Origin of the sequence: Mycobacterium sp. IEC1808 (assembly GCF_002101935.1) — a bacterium.
In the GTDB taxonomy this organism is placed as follows: domain Bacteria; phylum Actinomycetota; class Actinomycetes; order Mycobacteriales; family Mycobacteriaceae; genus Mycobacterium.
Window position 1 is genome coordinate 204,389 of the sequence record NZ_LQPV01000068.1, and the last position, 17,117, is coordinate 221,505.

At 70.5% G+C, this 17,117-nt stretch carries 5 protein-coding genes; all 5 read left to right on the plus strand.

Annotated features, from left to right (window positions below; all coding sequences use genetic code 11):
• The first annotated feature begins 11 nt into the window (after positions 1 to 11).
• The 5 genes from AWB92_RS27205 to AWB92_RS27225 all read left to right on the plus strand — a co-directional run bounded on the left by AWB92_RS27205 (position 12) and on the right by AWB92_RS27225 (position 17,088).
• Positions 12 to 1,220: an argininosuccinate synthase gene (locus AWB92_RS27205; RefSeq protein ID WP_085191196.1), complete on the plus strand. Its 1,209-nt coding sequence runs from the start codon at positions 12 to 14 to the stop codon at positions 1,218 to 1,220.
• A 79-nt stretch (positions 1,221 to 1,299) separates the two neighbouring features.
• Positions 1,300 to 2,718, plus strand: coding sequence for an argininosuccinate lyase (gene argH, locus AWB92_RS27210; protein WP_085191198.1), 1,419 nt, complete (start codon positions 1,300 to 1,302; stop codon positions 2,716 to 2,718).
• Positions 2,719 to 3,212: 494 nt separating this feature from the next.
• Positions 3,213 to 4,274: a type III polyketide synthase gene (locus AWB92_RS27215; protein ID WP_085191200.1), complete on the plus strand. Its 1,062-nt coding sequence runs from the start codon at positions 3,213 to 3,215 to the stop codon at positions 4,272 to 4,274.
• A 133-nt stretch (positions 4,275 to 4,407) separates the two neighbouring features.
• Positions 4,408 to 10,743, plus strand: a complete 6,336-nt coding sequence (locus AWB92_RS27220) for a type I polyketide synthase (protein WP_085191203.1) — start codon at positions 4,408 to 4,410, stop codon at positions 10,741 to 10,743.
• 15 nt (positions 10,744 to 10,758) lie between these two features.
• Positions 10,759 to 17,088 carry a type I polyketide synthase gene (locus AWB92_RS27225; RefSeq protein ID WP_085191205.1) on the plus strand — a complete coding sequence of 2,110 codons (6,330 nt, stop codon included), beginning with the start codon at positions 10,759 to 10,761 and terminating at the stop codon, positions 17,086 to 17,088.
• Positions 17,089 to 17,117: the final 29 nt, after the last annotated feature.

The window sequence follows — 17,117 nt, forward strand, 5'->3', positions numbered from 1 at the left end:
GAGACAGGTCCATGTCACAAGGCGGGTCAGAACGCGTCATCCTGGCGTATTCCGGCGGGCTGGACACCTCGGTGGCGATCAGCTGGATCGGCAAGGAGACGGGCCGCGAGGTGGTCGCGGTCGCGATCGACCTCGGCCAGGGCGGCGAGGACATGGAAGTGGTCCGCCAGCGGGCCCTGGACTGCGGCGCGGTCGAGGCGATCGTCGTGGACGCCCGCGACGAGTTCGCCGAGGGCTACTGCCTGCCGACGGTGCTCAACAACGCGCTGTACATGGACCGCTACCCGCTGGTGTCGGCGATCAGCCGGCCGCTGATCGTCAAGCACCTGGTCGCGGCAGCCCGCGAGCACGGCGGCACCATCGTCGCGCACGGCTGCACCGGCAAGGGCAACGACCAGGTCCGGTTCGAAGTCGGATTCGGTTCGCTGGCACCGGATTTGGAGGTGCTGGCGCCGGTCCGCGACTACGCCTGGACGCGGGAGAAGGCGATCGCGTTCGCCGAGGAGAACGCCATCCCGATCAACGTCACCAAGCGCTCGCCGTTCTCGATCGACCAGAACGTGTGGGGCCGCGCCGTGGAAACTGGTTTCCTGGAACACCTTTGGAACGCGCCCACCAAGGATGTCTACTCCTACACCGAGGACCCGACGCTGAACTGGAGCACGCCCGACGAGGTGATCGTCGGGTTCGAGCGCGGGGTGCCGGTGTCCATCGACGGCAAACGGGTGTCGATGCTGCAGGCCATCGAGGAACTCAATCGGCGCGCCGGTAGCCAGGGCGTCGGGCGCCTCGACGTCGTCGAGGACCGGCTGGTGGGGATCAAGAGCCGCGAGATCTACGAGGCGCCAGGCGCGATGGTGCTGATCACCGCGCACACCGAACTCGAACACGTGACGCTGGAGCGCGAACTGGGCCGGTTCAAGCGCCACACCGACCAGCGCTGGGCCGAGCTGGTGTACGACGGGCTCTGGTACTCGCCGCTGAAGGACGCGCTGGAAAGCTTCGTCGCCAAGACCCAGGAGCACGTGACCGGCGAGGTGCGAATGGTGTTGCACGGCGGCCACATTGCGGTCAACGGCCGGCGCAGTTCCGAGTCGCTGTACGACTTCAACCTGGCCACCTACGACGAGGGCGACAGCTTCGACCAGTCGGCGGCGAAGGGTTTCGTCTACGTGCACGGGTTGTCGTCGAAGATCGCGTCCCGCCGGGACATGCAGTGACTTCTTCCTGGCCACCAGACGCAAAAGCCCCCGACACGCCGGGCGCAAAGGGGCTTTTGTGTCTGCTCGCGGAGAAGAGGTGAGCACTCGCGAGGGGTCGCTGTGGGGCGGCCGGTTCGCCGACGGGCCGTCGGACGCGCTGGCCGCGCTGAGCAAGTCCACCCACTTCGACTGGGTGCTGGCGCCTTACGACATCGTCGCCTCGCGGGCGCACACGGTGATCCTGTTCCGGGCGGGACTCCTCGACGAGGAGCAGCGCGACGGGTTGCTGGCCGGCCTGGACAGCCTCGCCGAGGACGTGGCCGATGGCAGCTTCACGCCGTTGGTGACCGACGAGGACGTCCACGCCGCGCTGGAGCGCGGGCTGATCGACCGGGTCGGGCCCGACCTCGGCGGCCGGTTGCGCGCCGGGCGGTCGCGAAACGACCAGGTGGCCACGCTCTTTCGGATGTGGCTGCGGGACGCGGCCAAGCGGGTCGCCGATGGGGCGCTCGAGGTCGTCGCCGCATTGGCCGCCCAGGCCGCCGCCCACCCGGACGCGATCATGCCCGGCAAGACCCACCTGCAGTCCGCCCAGCCGATCCTGCTGGCCCACCACCTGCTCGCGCACGCGCAGCCGTTGCTCCGCGACGTGGACCGGATCGTCGACTTCGACCGTCGCGCGGCGATCTCCCCGTACGGCTCGGGTGCCCTGGCCGGGTCGTCGCTGGGCCTGGACCCGGACGCGATCGCCGCGGAGTTGGGCTTCGCCGCCGCCGCCGAGAACTCCGTCGACGCGACCGCGGCCCGGGATTTCGCCGCCGAGGCCGCGTTCGTCTTCGCAATGATCGGCGTCGACCTGTCCCGGCTGGCCGAGGACATCATCATCTGGAGTTCGACGGAGTTCGGCTACGTCACCCTGCACGATTCGTGGTCCACCGGCAGCTCGATCATGCCGCAGAAGAAGAACCCGGACATCGCCGAGCTGGCCCGCGGCAAGGCCGGGCGGCTGATCGGCAACCTGGCCGGCCTGCTGGCGACGCTGAAGGCGCAGCCGCTCGCCTACAACCGCGACCTGCAGGAAGACAAGGAGCCGGTGTTCGATGCGGTGGCGCAGCTGGAGCTGCTGCTGCCGGCGATGGCCGGACTGGTGGCCAGCCTGACGTTCGACGTCGAACGGATGGCCGCCCTGGCCCCGGCCGGCTACACGCTGGCCACCGACATCGCGGAGTGGCTCGTTCGCCAGGGTGTTCCGTTCCGGTCCGCGCACGAGGCGGCCGGGGCGGCCGTGCGCACCGCCGAGGGACGCGGCGTCGGGCTCGACGAGCTGACCGACGACGAACTGGCCGCCATCAGCCCCGAGCTGACCCCTGAGGTCCGTGACGTGCTGACCATCGAGGGGTCGGTGGCCTCGCGGGATTCCAGGGGTGGCACCGCGCCCAACCGGGTCGCCGAGCAGCTCGATGCCTTGCTGGCCAGGTGCGCCGAACTCAAGGACCGCCTAAGCGCCGAGCGATAGCCGGGAACCGTCGAACCGACGCGGTCCAATTCCGCAGCCGCTGCCGAGGAATTCGGACCATTGAATACAAATGCCATTGGCTTGTTTGCCCGGCAATACAGCCGGTCGGCTCGCAATGCCGATAAAGCTCTTTCGCGTCGAATGGCAGCGGTGCGTCGTTTTCCCCTTATGGTTTGGTGGGTTTCGGTTGTTGTTTGCGGGGCTACTCATGGTGGCGGCGCAAGGCCGCCGGTATATTGACGCGGCGGCAAATTATTGCGACGGGGAATCGTTGCGACTTTCCCGACTCGCTCGGCCAGCCGTGCGCCGCCGCGCCGCGCCCGCGGCGTCGCCGCCCACCTTCATGTCGGGTCGTCGCCAACAGCTCTAGCTAACGTCGCAGGTCCGCGGCCCGTTTCTGCCTTACTTATCAAACCCGGCTAAGCTTTCAGCTCGAAAAGCGATTCTGGCTGAACCTATCGGCCTAGTCACACGTCTCCAAAAGGGTGGGACCAATGAGCGTCATCGCAGGTGTCTTCGGCGCCCTGCCGCCTCACCGCTATTCGCAGCGGGAGCTGACCGAGTTCTTTATCAGCATCCCCGAGTTCGCCGAATACGAGGACCTCGTTCGCCAGCTGCACGCCAGCTCCAAGGTCAACGGCCGCCACCTGGTTTTGCCGCTGGAGAAATACCCGACGCTCACCGACTTCAGCGTGGGCAACCGGGTCTTCATCGAGCACGCGGTGGATCTGGGCTGCGAGGCGCTGTCCGGCGCTCTCGAGGAGGCGGGGCTGCAGCCGCAGGACCTCGACGTCCTGATCACCACGACGGTCACCGGGATCGCGGTGCCGTCGCTGGACGCCCGCATCGCCGGGCGGCTCGGCCTGCGTCCCGACGTGCGCCGGATTCCGCTGTTCGGACTGGGTTGCGTGGCCGGCGCCGCGGGGGTTGCCCGCATGAACGACTACCTGCGCGGTGCGCCGGACGGCGTCGCGGCCCTCGTCTCGGTGGAACTTTGCTCGATGACGTACCCGGGCTACAAGCCGACGGTGGCCGGACTGGTCGGCAGCGCGCTGTTCGCCGACGGGGCGGGTTCGGTGGTGGCCGTCGGGGAGCGCCGCGCCGAGCAGATCGGTGCCGTCGGTCCCGACATCGTTGACTCCCGCAGTCACCTCTACCCCGACTCGCTACGCACGATGGGTTACGACGTCGGCGCCACCGGGTTCGAGCTGGTCTTGTCGAAGGATGTGGCCGGCGTCGTCGAGCAGTACCTGTACGACGACGTCACCGGGTTCCTCGGAGCGCACGGCCTGACGACGACGGACGTCGGGGCGTGGGTCAGCCACCCCGGCGGTCCCAAGGTCATCGAGGCGATCGTCAAGACCCTCGACCTGCCGCCGGAGGCGCTGGAGCTGACCTGGCGTTCGCTCGGCGAGATCGGCAACCTCTCGTCCGCGTCGGTGCTGCATGTACTGCGCGACACCCTGGCCAAGCCGCCGCCCAGCGACAGCCCCGGGCTGATGATCGCGATGGGTCCCGGATTCTGTTCTGAGCTCGTGCTCCTGCGCTGGCATTGAGTCCACGAGTGGCGCGACCCCTGGCGCCCGCAGTTGACGAGATCGGCAGACGGCACGAGCGGCCGTTGAGAGAATATGGCGATGATCGTCGCGCGGCTTGGCGCCGATTGAGTAACCCGAGAGGTCGGGGCTCATGAGCAGCACTCACGAAGAGCTCGTGAGGGCCCTGCGCGCGTCCCTGAAACAAAACGAGCAGCTCAAGCGCGAGAACCGCGAATACCTGGCCCAGGCGACCGAGCCGGTGGCGATCGTCGGGATGGGTTGCCGCTATCCGGGCGGGGTCGATTCGCCCGAGGGTCTGTGGGCGATGGTCGCCGAGGGTCGCGACGTGGTGTCGGACTTCCCGGACGACCGGGGCTGGGACCTGGCCGACCTGTTCGACGCCGACGCCGACGCGGTCGGCAAGTCGTATTCGAGGCAGGGCGGGTTCCTCGCCGACGTAGCCGGTTTCGACGCCGCCTTCTTCGGGATCGCGCCGAGCGAGGCCCTGGCGATGGATCCGCAGCAGCGGTTGTTGCTGGAAATCTCGTGGGAGGCGCTGGAGCGGGCCGGGATCGACCCCCTGGGCTTGCGGGGCTCGGCGACCGGGGTGTTCGCCGGCATCTTCCATGGTTCGTACGGCGGCGCGGGCCGGGTGCCGGGCGAGCTGGAGCGCTACGGGATGCGGGGCACGACGCTGAGCGTGGCGTCGGGCCGGGTGGCGTACGCGCTGGGGCTGGAGGGCCCGGCGGTGTCGGTGGACACCGCGTGTTCCTCGTCGTTGGTGGCGATGCATCTGGCGGCGCGGTCGCTGCGGTCGGGGGAGTGCAATCTCGCGCTGGCCGGCGGCGTGACCGTGATGGCGACCCCGGCGATGTTCGTCGACTTCAGCCGGCAGCGGGCGCTGTCGGCCGACGGTCGCTGCAAGGCCTACGCGGGCGCCGCCGATGGGACCGGGTTCTCCGAGGGCGCCGGGATGCTGGTGCTGGAGCGGCTGAGCGATGCCCGGCGGTTGGGGCATCCGGTGCTGGCGGTGCTGCGCGGTTCGGCGGTCAACCAGGACGGCGCCTCCAACGGGCTGGCGACGCCGAACGGTCCGTCGCAGCAGCGGGTGATCCGCGCGGCGCTGGCCAGCGCGCGCCTCGAGGCGGCCGACGTCGACGTCGTGGAAGGGCACGGCACCGGCACGATGCTGGGGGATCCGATTGAGGCGCAGGCGATTTTGGCGACCTATGGGCAGAATAGGGCAGAGCCGCTGTGGTTGGGCTCGATCAAATCGAACATGGGCCATACCTCGGCCGGCGCGGGCGTGGCCGGGGTGATCAAGATGGTCCAGGCGATGCGCCACGGGGTGATGCCCCAGACGCTGCACGTGGATGTGCCGTCGCCGCATGTGGATTGGTCGGCGGGGGCGGTGTCGTTGTTGACCGAGCCGCGGGCCTGGCCCGCGGGGGATCGTCCGCGCCGGGCGGGGGTGTCGTCGTTCGGGATCAGCGGGACCAATGCCCACGTCATCGTCGAGGAGGCACCCGCTGAGCCGGAACCGGTTGTGGCCCAACGCGATGAGCCGCCGTCGGTGCCGTGGGTGTTGTCGGCTCGCTCCGAGCGGGCGCTGGCCGACCAGGCGGCCCGGCTGGCGGCCTGGGTCGGGGAGCGCGAGGGTTTGAGCGCCGCCGATGTCGGATGGTCGCTGGTCAGCAGCCGCTCGACGTTCGAGCACCGTGCCGTCGTGGTCGGTCCCGACCGCGAGGCACTGCTCGCCGGCCTCGCCGGGGTGGCGTCCGGTTCGCCCGGTGCGGGCGCGGTGGTGGGCCGGGCCCGCGCGGCGGGCGAGACGGCGTTCGTGTTCCCGGGGCAGGGTTCGCAGTGGGTCGGCATGGCAGCCCAATTGCTCGACGAGTCAACGGTATTCACTGACCACATGCGCCGGTGCGACAAGGCGCTCGGCGAGCACGTCCAGTGGTCGCTGCTCGACGTCATCCGCGCGGCACCGGGCGCGCCGGGGCTGGATCGGGTGGACGTGGTGCAGCCGGCGCTGTGGGCGGTCATGGTGTCGCTCGCCGAGTTGTGGCGGTCGATGGGCGTCGCCCCCGACGCGGTGATCGGCCACTCGCAGGGCGAGATCGCCGCGGCGTGCGTGGCGGGGGCGCTCTCGCTCGAGGACGGCGCGCGGGTGGTGGCGTTGCGCAGCCTGCTCCTGCTGCAGTTGTCGGGCGAGGGGGGCATGGCCTCGCTGGCGTGCGGTCTACCGCAAGCACAGGAGCTGGCGGCGCACTGGGATGATCGGCTGAATATCGCCGCAGTGAACGGCGTTTCGGCGGTCGTCGTGTCCGGTGATGTGGAGGCGCTGGACGGGCTGATCCGGCGCTGTGAGGCCGACAACGTTCGGGCTCGCCGGATCGACGTCGACTACGCGTCGCACTCGACGCAGGTGGACGCGATCCGCGAACCCCTGATTCAGGCGCTGGCGGACATCGAGCCACGGTCATCGTCGACCGCGTTCTACTCGACCGTCACCGGTGAGGTCATCGACACGGCGGGCCTGGATGCCGAGTACTGGTTCCGAAACATCCGCGAGACAGTGGAATTCGAGCGAGTGGTGCGGGGTGCAAGCGAGGCCGGGTACCGGATGTTTGTCGAATGCAGCCCGCACCCGGTATTGATCGCCGGCATCGAAGAGACGGTCGGCGCGGTGAATTCCGTGGAAGACGCGATCGTCGTCCCGTCGCTGGGCCGCGACGACGGCGGCCTCGACCGGTTCTGGCTCTCCGTGGGCCAGGCGCACGTGGCCGGGGCCGAGGTCGACTGGCGGGCGGCGTTCGCCGGCGGCGACGCGCGGCGTGTCGAGCTGCCGACGTATGCGTTTCAGCGACAGCGGTTTTGGTTGCCGGCCCAGTTCATGGGTTCGGGTGACATGGGCCGGTTGGGGTTGGCCGCCGCCGAGCACGCCTTGTTGGGTGCGGTGGTGCAGCGACCCGATTCAGGCGGGGTGGTGCTGACGGGTCGGCTGTCCGCCGCCGCGCATCCCTGGCTGGCCGACCACCAGGTGACCGGGGTGACGCTGTTCCCGGGAACCGGGTTTGTGGAACTGGCCTCCCGGGCCGGTGACGAGGTCGGTAGCCCGGTGATCGAGGAGCTGACGTTGTCGGCCCCGTTGGTGCTGCCCGCGGACGGTACGGCGCAGGTTCAGGTGTTCGTCGGCGGTGCGGACGCGGCCGGTTCGCGGCCGGTGGCGGTCTATTCCGCTGGGGCGCGGCCGGATTCGGATTGGTCGTTGAACGCCGAGGGCCTGCTGGGGGTTCGGGCGGCCGCGCCGGGCGCGGATTTGTCAGCCTGGCCGCCGGTGGGCGCGGAGCCGGTCGACGTCAGCAACGCCTATCGGCGCCTGGCCGCGCGGGGATACGAATATGGCCCGGCCTTTCGGGGATTGCGGGTCATGTGGCGGCGCGGCGACGAGATCTTCGCCGAGGTCGCGGTTTCACCAGAGGCCGGTGTCACGGTTGACGGGTTCGGGATTCATCCCGCCTTGCTGGACGCCGCGCTGCACGCGCTGGGCCTGGCCGATGCGGATGCCCCGACGGTGCTGCCGTTTTCCTGGCAGCGGGTGAGCCTGCACGCGGCGGGGGCATCGCGGGCGCGGGTGCGGATCGCGCCGGCGGGCGCCGGGGCGGTGTCCATCGAGCTGGCCGATGCGATGGGCCTTCCCGTGTTGTCGGTAGGACGCCTCGACCTACGGCCGATGTCGGCGGGCCAGCTGTCGGCGGCGGTCCCGGGCGCCGGCGGACTGCTGGAGGTCGCCTGGTCGCCAACGCCGTTGGGCGACAGCGGTGTTGGCGATGGCGTGGTGGTGGTGTGGGAGCCGGGCACGGGCTCGGATGTGGTGCGGGCAACGCACGAGGCCGTTCACGAGGCGTTGGGGGTGTTGCAGTCCTGGCTGGCCGGCGACGGGCGCGGGGTGCTGGTGGTGCAGACCCGCGGCGCGGTCGCGCTGCCCGGCGAGGACGTCACGGATCTGGCCGGCGCTGCGGTGTGGGGGTTGGTCCGCTCCGCCCAGGCCGAGCATCCCGACCGGGTGGTGCTGGTCGATTCGGACGGGTCGCTGGATACGAGCACGGTGATCGGTTGCGGCGAGCCACAATTGGCGATCCGGTCCGGGGTCGCGTATGCCGCCCGGTTGGCGCCGTTGCCGCCCGACGCGGCGTTGGCGCTGCCGCAGGGGAATTGGCGGTTGGACGCCGGCGGGGGTGGGACGCTGGAGGACCTGGTCGTGCGGCCGAGCCCGCCGGTGGAACTGGCCGCCGGCCAGGTGCGTGTGGCGGTAGCCGCCGTCGGGGTGAACTTCCGGGATGTGCTGGTGGCGTTGGGGATGTACCCGGGCGGCGGCCAGCTGGGCGCCGAGGGCGTCGGCGTGATCGCCGAAGTCGGCCCCGGGGTGTCCGGGCTGGCGGTCGGTGACCGCGTGATGGGTCTGCTCGGGGTCGTGGGTTCGGAAGCGGTGGTCGATGCGCGGTTGGTGACCGCCGTCCCGGCGCAGTGGTCAACCCTCGAGGCCGCGGGCGTGCCGGTGGTGTTCTTGACGGCGTTGTACGGCCTGTCGGTGCTGGCCGGGCTGCGGGCCGGACAGCGGGTGCTGATCCACGCCGCGACGGGCGGGGTCGGCATGGCCGCGGTCCAGCTGGCGCGGCATTGGGGGGCCGAGGTCTTCGCGACCGCCAGCCGGGCCAAGTGGGAAACGTTGCGCGCGATGGGTTTCGACGACGACCACATCGGCGACTCGCGGACAACCGCGTTCGAGCAACAGTTCCTCGCGGCCACCGGTGGCCGCGGGGTGGACGTCGTGCTGGACTCGCTGGCCGGGGAGTTCGTGGACGCCTCGTTGCGGTTGCTGGTCGACGGAGGGCAGTTCGTCGAGATGGGCAAGACCGACCTGCGCGACCCCGATGAGGTCGCCGCGCAGCATCCGGGCGTGCGCTATCAGGCCTTCGACCTGACCGAGGTCAGCCCCGATCGCATCGCGGCCATGCTGGCCGAGCTGACGGATCTGTTCAAAGAGGGCGTCCTGAAGCCGCTGCCGACAAGGGCTTTCGATGTGCGCCGCGCCGCCGAGACGTATCGGTTCGTCAGCCAGGCCCGCCACGTCGGCAAGATCGTGCTGACGCTGTCGTCGGGGCTTTCCGGGGGCACCGCGCTGATCACCGGCGGAACCGGGATGGCCGGTTCGGCGCTGGCACGTCACCTCGTCGCCCAGTACGGGGTGGCCCACGTCGTGCTGGCCAGCAGGGGCGGTGGCGACGAACGAACGGCCGAGCTGGAGGCCGAGTTACGGTCGGCCGGGGCTGGGGTGTCCGTGGTGTCCTGCGATGTGGCGGACCGGGACGCGGCCGCGGCGCTGTTGGCGCGGGTGCCCGCCGAGTATCCGTTGCGCGGGGTGTTTCATGCCGCCGGCACGCTCGACGACGGGTTGATCGCGTCGTTGACGCCCGAGCGGGTGGATGCGGTGTTGCGCGCCAAGGTCGATGGGGCCTGGAACCTGCACGAGCTGACCGCGGGGTTGGATCTGTCCGCGTTCGTGCTGTTTTCGTCGATGGCGGGGATCGTCGGCACCCCCGGTCAGGGCAATTACGCTGCGGCCAATAGCTTCCTGGACGCGCTCGCCGCGCATCGCCGCGCGAATGGTTTGCCCGGCTTGTCGGTGGCCTGGGGCCTCTGGGAGCAGGCTTCGGCGATGACCGCGCACCTGGGCGACACGGACAAGGACCGCATGAGCCGGCTGGGCCTCGCGCCGTTGTCGACCACCGAGGCCCTCCAGCGTCTGGACGCCGCCATGGTGGGCGAGCGGCCCGTCGTCGTGGCCACGTCCCTGGACCGGATCGCGCTGTCGCACAACGCCGCCGCGCTGCCGGCCCTGCTGCACGGTTTGGCAACCCGTCCCGTGCGTCGCGTCATCGACGACACTTCCGTGACCGCCTCGACGACGGGGCTGACCGCGCGGCTGCGGGAACTGGCCCCCGACCAGCGCCACCGCGAGCTCGTCGAGTTGGTGCGCAGCAACGCCGCCACGGTGCTGGGACGAACCGACGTGGCGGACATCAACGCCGAACGGGCTTTCCAGGAACTGGGTTTCGACTCGCTGACGGCGGTCGAACTACGCAACCGGCTGAAAACCGCCACCGGGCTCACCCTTTCGCCCACGATCATTTTCGACCACCCCACGCCGACCGCGCTGGGCGAATACCTGGATACCCGCCTCGCGGTCGGGACCGAGATGCCTGACCCGGCGGCCCGCGCCAACGACATCGCCGCGGAGCTACAAGCGCTCCTGAACCGAACCGACTGGAACCCGGAAGACAAGGCGCACCTGGCCATCCGGTTGCAAAACCTGCTGACCACCCTCACCAGCGCCCAGCTCGACGACACCGACGACGCAGACATCCACACCGCGACCGAAAGCCAACTCTTCGCCATCCTCGACGAAGAGCTGGGCTCGTAACTTAAGGAGCACGCGGTGCCGGGCACCGAAAAGCATCTCGATTACCTCAAGCGCCTCACCGCCGATCTCAGGAGGACGCGCCGGCGCGTCCTGGAGTTGGAAGGCAAGCAGTCGGAGCCGGTGGCGGTGGTGGGGATGGCCTGCCGCTACGCGGGCGGGGTGGATTCGCCGGAAGCGTTGTGGGACATGGTGGTCGAAGGCCGCGACGCGGTGTCGGATTTTCCGACCGACCGGGGCTGGGACGTCGACGGGTTGTTCGATCCCGATCCAGATGCCAAGGGCAAGATGTACACGCGCCGCGGGTGCTTCCTGCGCGACGCCGGGGACTTCGACGCGGGATTTTTCGGCATCGGCCCCAGCGAGGCCCTGGCGATGGATCCGCAGCAACGCTTGATGCTGGAGCTCTCCTGGGAGGCGTTGGAGCGGGCGGGGATTGACCCGCTCACGCTGCGCGGCTCGGCCACCGGGGTGTTCGCCGGAGTCATCCACGCCGGCTACGGGGGCGAGGTGAAGGGCGAACTGGAGGGCTACGGGCTCACCGGCTCGACCCTCAGTGTGACCTCCGGCCGGGTGGCATACGTGCTGGGGCTGGAAGGCCCGGCGGTGTCCGTGGATACCGCGTGCTCGTCGTCGTTGGTGGCCATGCACCTGGCGGCGCAGTCGCTGCGCTCGGGGGAGTCCGAGCTGGCCCTGGCCGGCGGCGTGACGGTGATGGCCACCCCCGCCGCCTTCGTGGAATTCAGCCGCCAACGGGCGCTGGCGCCCGACGGCCGGTGCAAGGTGTATGCCGGCGCCGCCGACGGCACCGCGTGGTCGGAGGGCGCAGGCATGCTGGTGCTGGAGCGGCTGAGCGATGCCCGCCGCCTGGGGCATCCGGTGCTGGCGGTGCTGCGCGGTTCGGCGGTCAACCAGGACGGCGCCTCGAACGGGTTGACCGCGCCCAATGGTCCGTCCCAGCAGCGGGTGATCCGCGCGGCGCTCGCCAACGCCGGCCTGAGCGCGGCCGACGTCGACGTGGTCGAGGGCCACGGGACCGGGACGGTGCTCGGGGACCCGATTGAGGCCCAGGCACTTCTGGCGACCTATGGCCAAGACCGCGTCGAACCGCTGTGGTTGGGCTCGATCAAATCCAATATCGGCCATACCTCCGCCGGCGCGGGCGTGGCCGGGGTGATCAAGATGATCCAGGCGATGCGCCACGGGGTGATGCCCCAGACGCTGCACGTGGATGTGCCGTCGCCGCATGTGGATTGGTCGGCGGGGGCGGTGTCGTTGTTGACCGAGCCGCGGCCGTGGCCCGCGGGGGATCGTCCGCGCCGGGCTGGGGTGTCGTCGTTCGGGATCAGCGGGACCAACGCCCACGTGATCGTCGAGGATCCACCGGCGCTGGAAGGCGTTGCGGTTGAACGGGATGCCCCCCGCCAGGCCGTCGTGGCGCCGTGGGTGCTGTCGGCTCGTTCGCCGGAAGCACTGGGCGCGTACGCGAAGCGGCTGCTGGCGCGGGTGAGCGCCGACGAGGGCCTGGACGTCATCGATGTCGGGTGGTCGTTGGCTACCACGCGCTCCGCCTTCGATCATCGCGCGGTGGTGCTGGGCGACGACCGCATGGCCATGCAACTGAGTTTGGTGCAGCTGGCCGCCGGCGACCCGGGCCCCGACACGGTCGTCGGACGGGCGCGGGCGGCGGGCAAGACGGTGTGGCTGTTCCCCGGTCAGGGGTCGCAGCGGCTGGGGATGGGCGCGGCGCTGTACGGGCGCTTCGGAGAGTTCGCCCGCGCCTTCGACGAAACCACGCAGGCCTTGGACGTACACCTGCGGTTGCCGCTGCGCCAGGTGGTGTGGGGGGATGACCCGAACCTGTTGGAAAGCACGGAGTTTGCCCAGCCGGCACTGTTCGCGGTCGAGGTCGCGCTGGCTGCGCTGTGGCGGTCCTGGGGTGTGCACCCCGATGTGGTGATCGGCCATAGCGTCGGTGAGGTCGCGGCCGCCCATGTCGCCGGGGTGCTGTCCCTGGCCGACGCGGCCCAACTGGTGGCCGCGCGGGGCAGCTTGATGGGCGCGTTGCCCGCCGGTGGCGTGATGGTCGCCGTGGCCGCCAGTGAGGCCGAGGTGGTGCCGTTGCTGACCGAGGGCGTCAGCCTGGCCGCGGTCAACGGGCCCAGCGCCGTGGTGATTTCGGGCGAGGCGGCCGCGGTGGACGCGGTGGCCGACCGGTTGGCGAAGCAGGGCCGGCGGACACATCGATTGGCGGTCTCGCACGCGTTCCACTCGCCGCTGATGGAACCCATGATCGAGCGGTTCGCGGAGGTGGTCGGCCAAGTAGCGCCGGCCGAGCCGCGGATTGCGTTGATATCCAACGTGACCGGCCAGGTGGCCGGGCCAGGGTACGGCTCGCCGCAGTATTGGGTCGAGCATGTCCGCGCGCCGGTGCGCTTCGCCGACGGCATCCAACTGGCCGAAACGCTCGGGGCCGGGGTGTTCGTCGAAGTGGGGCCCGGTAAGGCGCTGACGGCCGCGGTGGCACAGTCGTCGACCACCGAAGCGGTGGTGTCCGTCGCCAAAGACCGGGCGGAGGTCGAGTCGCTCCTCACCGCGGCCGCGCGCCTGTCCGCCGTCGGGGTGGGCGTGGACTGGGCCGCGACGTTCGCCGGCCTCGACCCCCAACGTGTGGACCTGCCCACGTATCCCTTCCAGCGCCGCAGGTTTTGGCTGTCGGCGGAGATGGTGGGGTCACGCGATGTCGACGGCCTGGGCCTGACCGGGTCCGACCATCCCCTGCTGGGCGCGGTCGTCGAACGGCCCGATTCGGGAGAGGTGGTGTTGGCGGGCCGGCTCTCGCTCGCGGCGCAACCGTGGCTGGCTGATCACGCGGTGGGCGGGGTGGTGTTGTTTCCCGGGGCCGGCTTCGTCGAGCTGGCGCTGCGCGCCGGTGACGAGGTCGGCTGTTCGGCAATCGAGGAGCTCACGTTGTCGGCGCCGCTGGTGCTGCCGGCAACCGGCGGGGTCCAGGTGCAGGTTCTGGTGGGTGTCGCCAACGACGCGGGCGCTCGGGCCGTGTCGGTGTATTCCTCAGGTGCGCAGTCGGATTCGGGATGGGTGCTGCACGCCGAGGGCGTGTTGACGGCGCGGGCGGTGGCGCCGATCGCAGATTCCTCGGCATGGCCGCCGGTGGGGGCGGTTGCCGTCGACGTCAGCGGCGCCTACGAGAGCATGGCCGGCCGCGGCTACGGCTACGGCCCGTCGTTCCGGGGGCTACGGAGCGTGTGGCGGCGGGGAACGGAGATTTTCGCGGAAGCCGCCGTCCCGCCGGACGCGGGGGTTACGTTGGGTGGGTTCGGGATTCACCCGGTGTTGCTCGACGCGAGCCTGCACGCCCTGGGCGTGGGCGGCGAGCAGGATCAGATCCTACTGCCCTTCTCCTGGCAGGGTGTGACGTTGCATGCCGCGGGCGCCGCGCACGTGCGGGTCCGGATTGCGCCGGCGGGGTCGGGGGCGATGTCGCTGGAGATCGCCGACGCGGCGGGACTGCCGGTGTTGTCGGTGCGGGAGTTGGTGGTTCGCCCGGTGTCGCCCGAACAGCTGGCGGCCGCGGGTCGTCCCGGCGGCGGCCTGCTCGAGGCCAGCTGGTCTCCAATTTCGCTGAGCGCCGATGGGACGGGCGAGCCCGTGGAGGTGTGGGAGTGCCGTGCCGGCGCCGGGGGCCCAGTGGAGTCGGTGCACGCCGCCACCGCGGCGGCGCTGGAAATGGTGCAGTCGTCGCTGGCCGCCGATCGAAGCGGTCCGTTGGTGGTGTTGACCCGCGGTGCGGTGGGGTTGGCCGGCGAGGACGTCACGGATCTGGCCGGCGCGGCGGTGTGGGGGCTGGTGCGTTCGGCGCAGGCCGAGCATCCGGGCCGGGTGGTTTTGGTCGATTCCGACGGGTCGCTCGACGCCGAGTCGGTAATCGTTTGTGGTGAACCGCAATTGGTGGTCCGCGAGGGCGTGGCGTACCAGGCGCGGCTGACGCCCGTGCAGTCGGGGCCGGCGCTGGAGCTGCCGGCGGGCGACTGGCGACTGGCCGCCGGTAGCGGGGGGACGCTCGAAGACCTCGTGGCCGAGCCGTGCCCCCGGGCGGAATTAACCGCCGGCCAGGTGCGGGTCGCGGTCGCCGCGGTCGGCGTGAACTTCCGGGATGTGCTGGTGGCGCTCGGGATGTACCCGGGTATGGCGCAGTTGGGCGCCGAGGGCGCCGGGGTCGTCGTCGAGGTGGGCCCGGAGGTGACGGGCCTGGCCGTCGGCGATGCGGTGATGGGGATCCTGGGTTTGGCGGGTTCCGAGGCCGTCGTCGATCAGCGGTACGTGGTGCGGGTGCCGCAGGGGTGGTCGTTGACCGAGGCCGCGGGTGTGCCGGTGGTGTTCTTGACGGCGCTGTACGGGTTGTCGGTGCTGGCCGGCGTGCGGGCCGGGCAGCGAGTTCTGGTGCACGCCGCGGCCGGCGGGGTCGGCATGGCGGCGGTCCAGCTGGCCCGGCACTGGGGCGCGGAAGTTTTCGTCACCGCGAGCCGCGGCAAGTGGGACACCCTGCGCGCCATGGGGTTTGACGAAGACCACATCGGCGACTCGCGTTCGCTGGAATTCGAGCAGAAGTTCCTGGCCGCCACCGACGGGGCCGGCGTGGACGTGGTGCTCAACTCGCTGGCCGGGGAGTTCACCGACGCCTCGTTGCGGTTGCTCGCGTCCGGCGGTCGCTTCATCGAGATGGGCAAGACCGATCTGCGTGACCCGCAGGCGATCGCCGCGATCCATCCCGGTGTGCAGTATCGGGCGTTCGACCTGATGGAGGCCGGCCCGCAGCACATCCAGGAGATGTTGGTCGAGCTGGTCGGGCTGTTCGAGGCCGGCGCCCTGAACCGCCTGCCGTTGCGGACCTGGGACGTGCGCCGCGCCGTCGAGGCGTACCGGTTCGTCAGCCAGGCCCGGCACATCGGCAAAGTGGTTCTGACGCTGCCGAACCGGCCCGGCGTCGGGCTGGCCGGCGGCACGGTGTTGATCACCGGCGGCACCGGGATGGTCGGCGGCCTGGTGGCCCGTCACGTGGTCGCCCGGCACGGGGTCCGCCACGTCGTCTTGGCCAGCCGCCGCGGCCAAACCGCCGACGGCGCCGACGAACTGGTGGCCGACCTGACCCGGGCGGGTGCCACGATCCAGGTGGTGGCGTGCGACGTGAGCGACCGCGCGGCGGCGGCGGACTTGTTGACGGGGCTGCCCGAACAGCATTCGTTGAGCGCGGTGATTCACGCCGCCGGGGTGCTCGACGACGCGGTGATCGCCTCGCTGACGCCCGAGCGCCTCGACACGGTGTTGCGGGCCAAAGCCGACGCCGCTTGGAACCTGCACGAGCTGACCCGGGACATGAATCTCGCCGCATTCGTGGTCTTTTCATCGATGGCCGGCGTGGTCGGCGCACCCGGTCAGGGCAACTACGCGGCGGCCAACAGCTTCCTCGACGCGCTCGCCGTCCACCGGCGCGCGAACGGCCTTCCCGCACTGTCGGTCGCCTGGGGACTCTGGGAACAGGACTCCGGCATGACGCAGCATCTCGCCGATCGCGACAAGGCCCGGATAAGCCGCGTCGGGCTGGCGCCGCTGTCCGCCGAGCAGGCGCTCGAACTCTTCGATACCGCCCTGCTGAGCGAGCCACCCGTCGTCGTGGCCACCCGCCTCGACCGGGACGCGCTCGCCCGCAACAGCGCGGCGCTGCCCCCGCTGTTGAGCGGCTTGGCCAACCGCCCCGCCCGGCGCGTGGTCGACCACGTCGAGATCGCGATGGCGTCGACCGGATTGCGGGCGCGGCTGGCCGGGCTGACCCCCGAGCAGCGGCACCGCGAACTGGTGGATCTGGTGTGCGGCAACGCCGCCACGGTGCTCGGTCACAGCAGCGCGGACGTCGAGGCCGAACAGCCCTTCCAGGATCTCGGCTTCGATTCGCTGACCGCCGTCGAACTGCGCAACCGCCTGAAAAACGCTACCGGGCTTACCCTTTCGCCGACGCTGATCTTCGATTACCCGACCCCTGCCGCGCTCGCCGAGCATCTGGACGGCCAACTCGCCGCGGGCCCGAGCGCCGAAAAGCCCGACCCGATGGCCCGTTTCAGCGACGTCGTCCGCGAGCTCCAGGCGCTGATCGACCAGCCCGGCTTGGACCCCGACGACAAGAAGCGCATGACGGCCCGGATCGAGATGCTGCTGACCTTGAGCACCGCTCAATCCGATCCCGCCGCCCACGACGAGCTTTTCGACGACGACATCAAGAACGCCACCGAGAGCGAGTTGTTCGCCATCCTCGACGAAGAATCCGGACCCTGACCGACGCCGCACACGGGAACGTGGTGCAG

Bases quoted from the DNA above. Each gene is read 5' to 3' on its own strand.
- AWB92_RS27205 (WP_085191196.1), top strand. From the start codon at position 12: ATGTCACAAGGCGGGTCAGAACGCGTCATCCTGGCGTATTCCGGCGGG.
- AWB92_RS27215 (WP_085191200.1), top strand. From the start codon at position 3,213: ATGAGCGTCATCGCAGGTGTCTTCGGCGCCCTGCCGCCTCACCGCTAT.
- AWB92_RS27220 (WP_085191203.1), top strand. From the start codon at position 4,408: ATGAGCAGCACTCACGAAGAGCTCGTGAGGGCCCTGCGCGCGTCCCTG.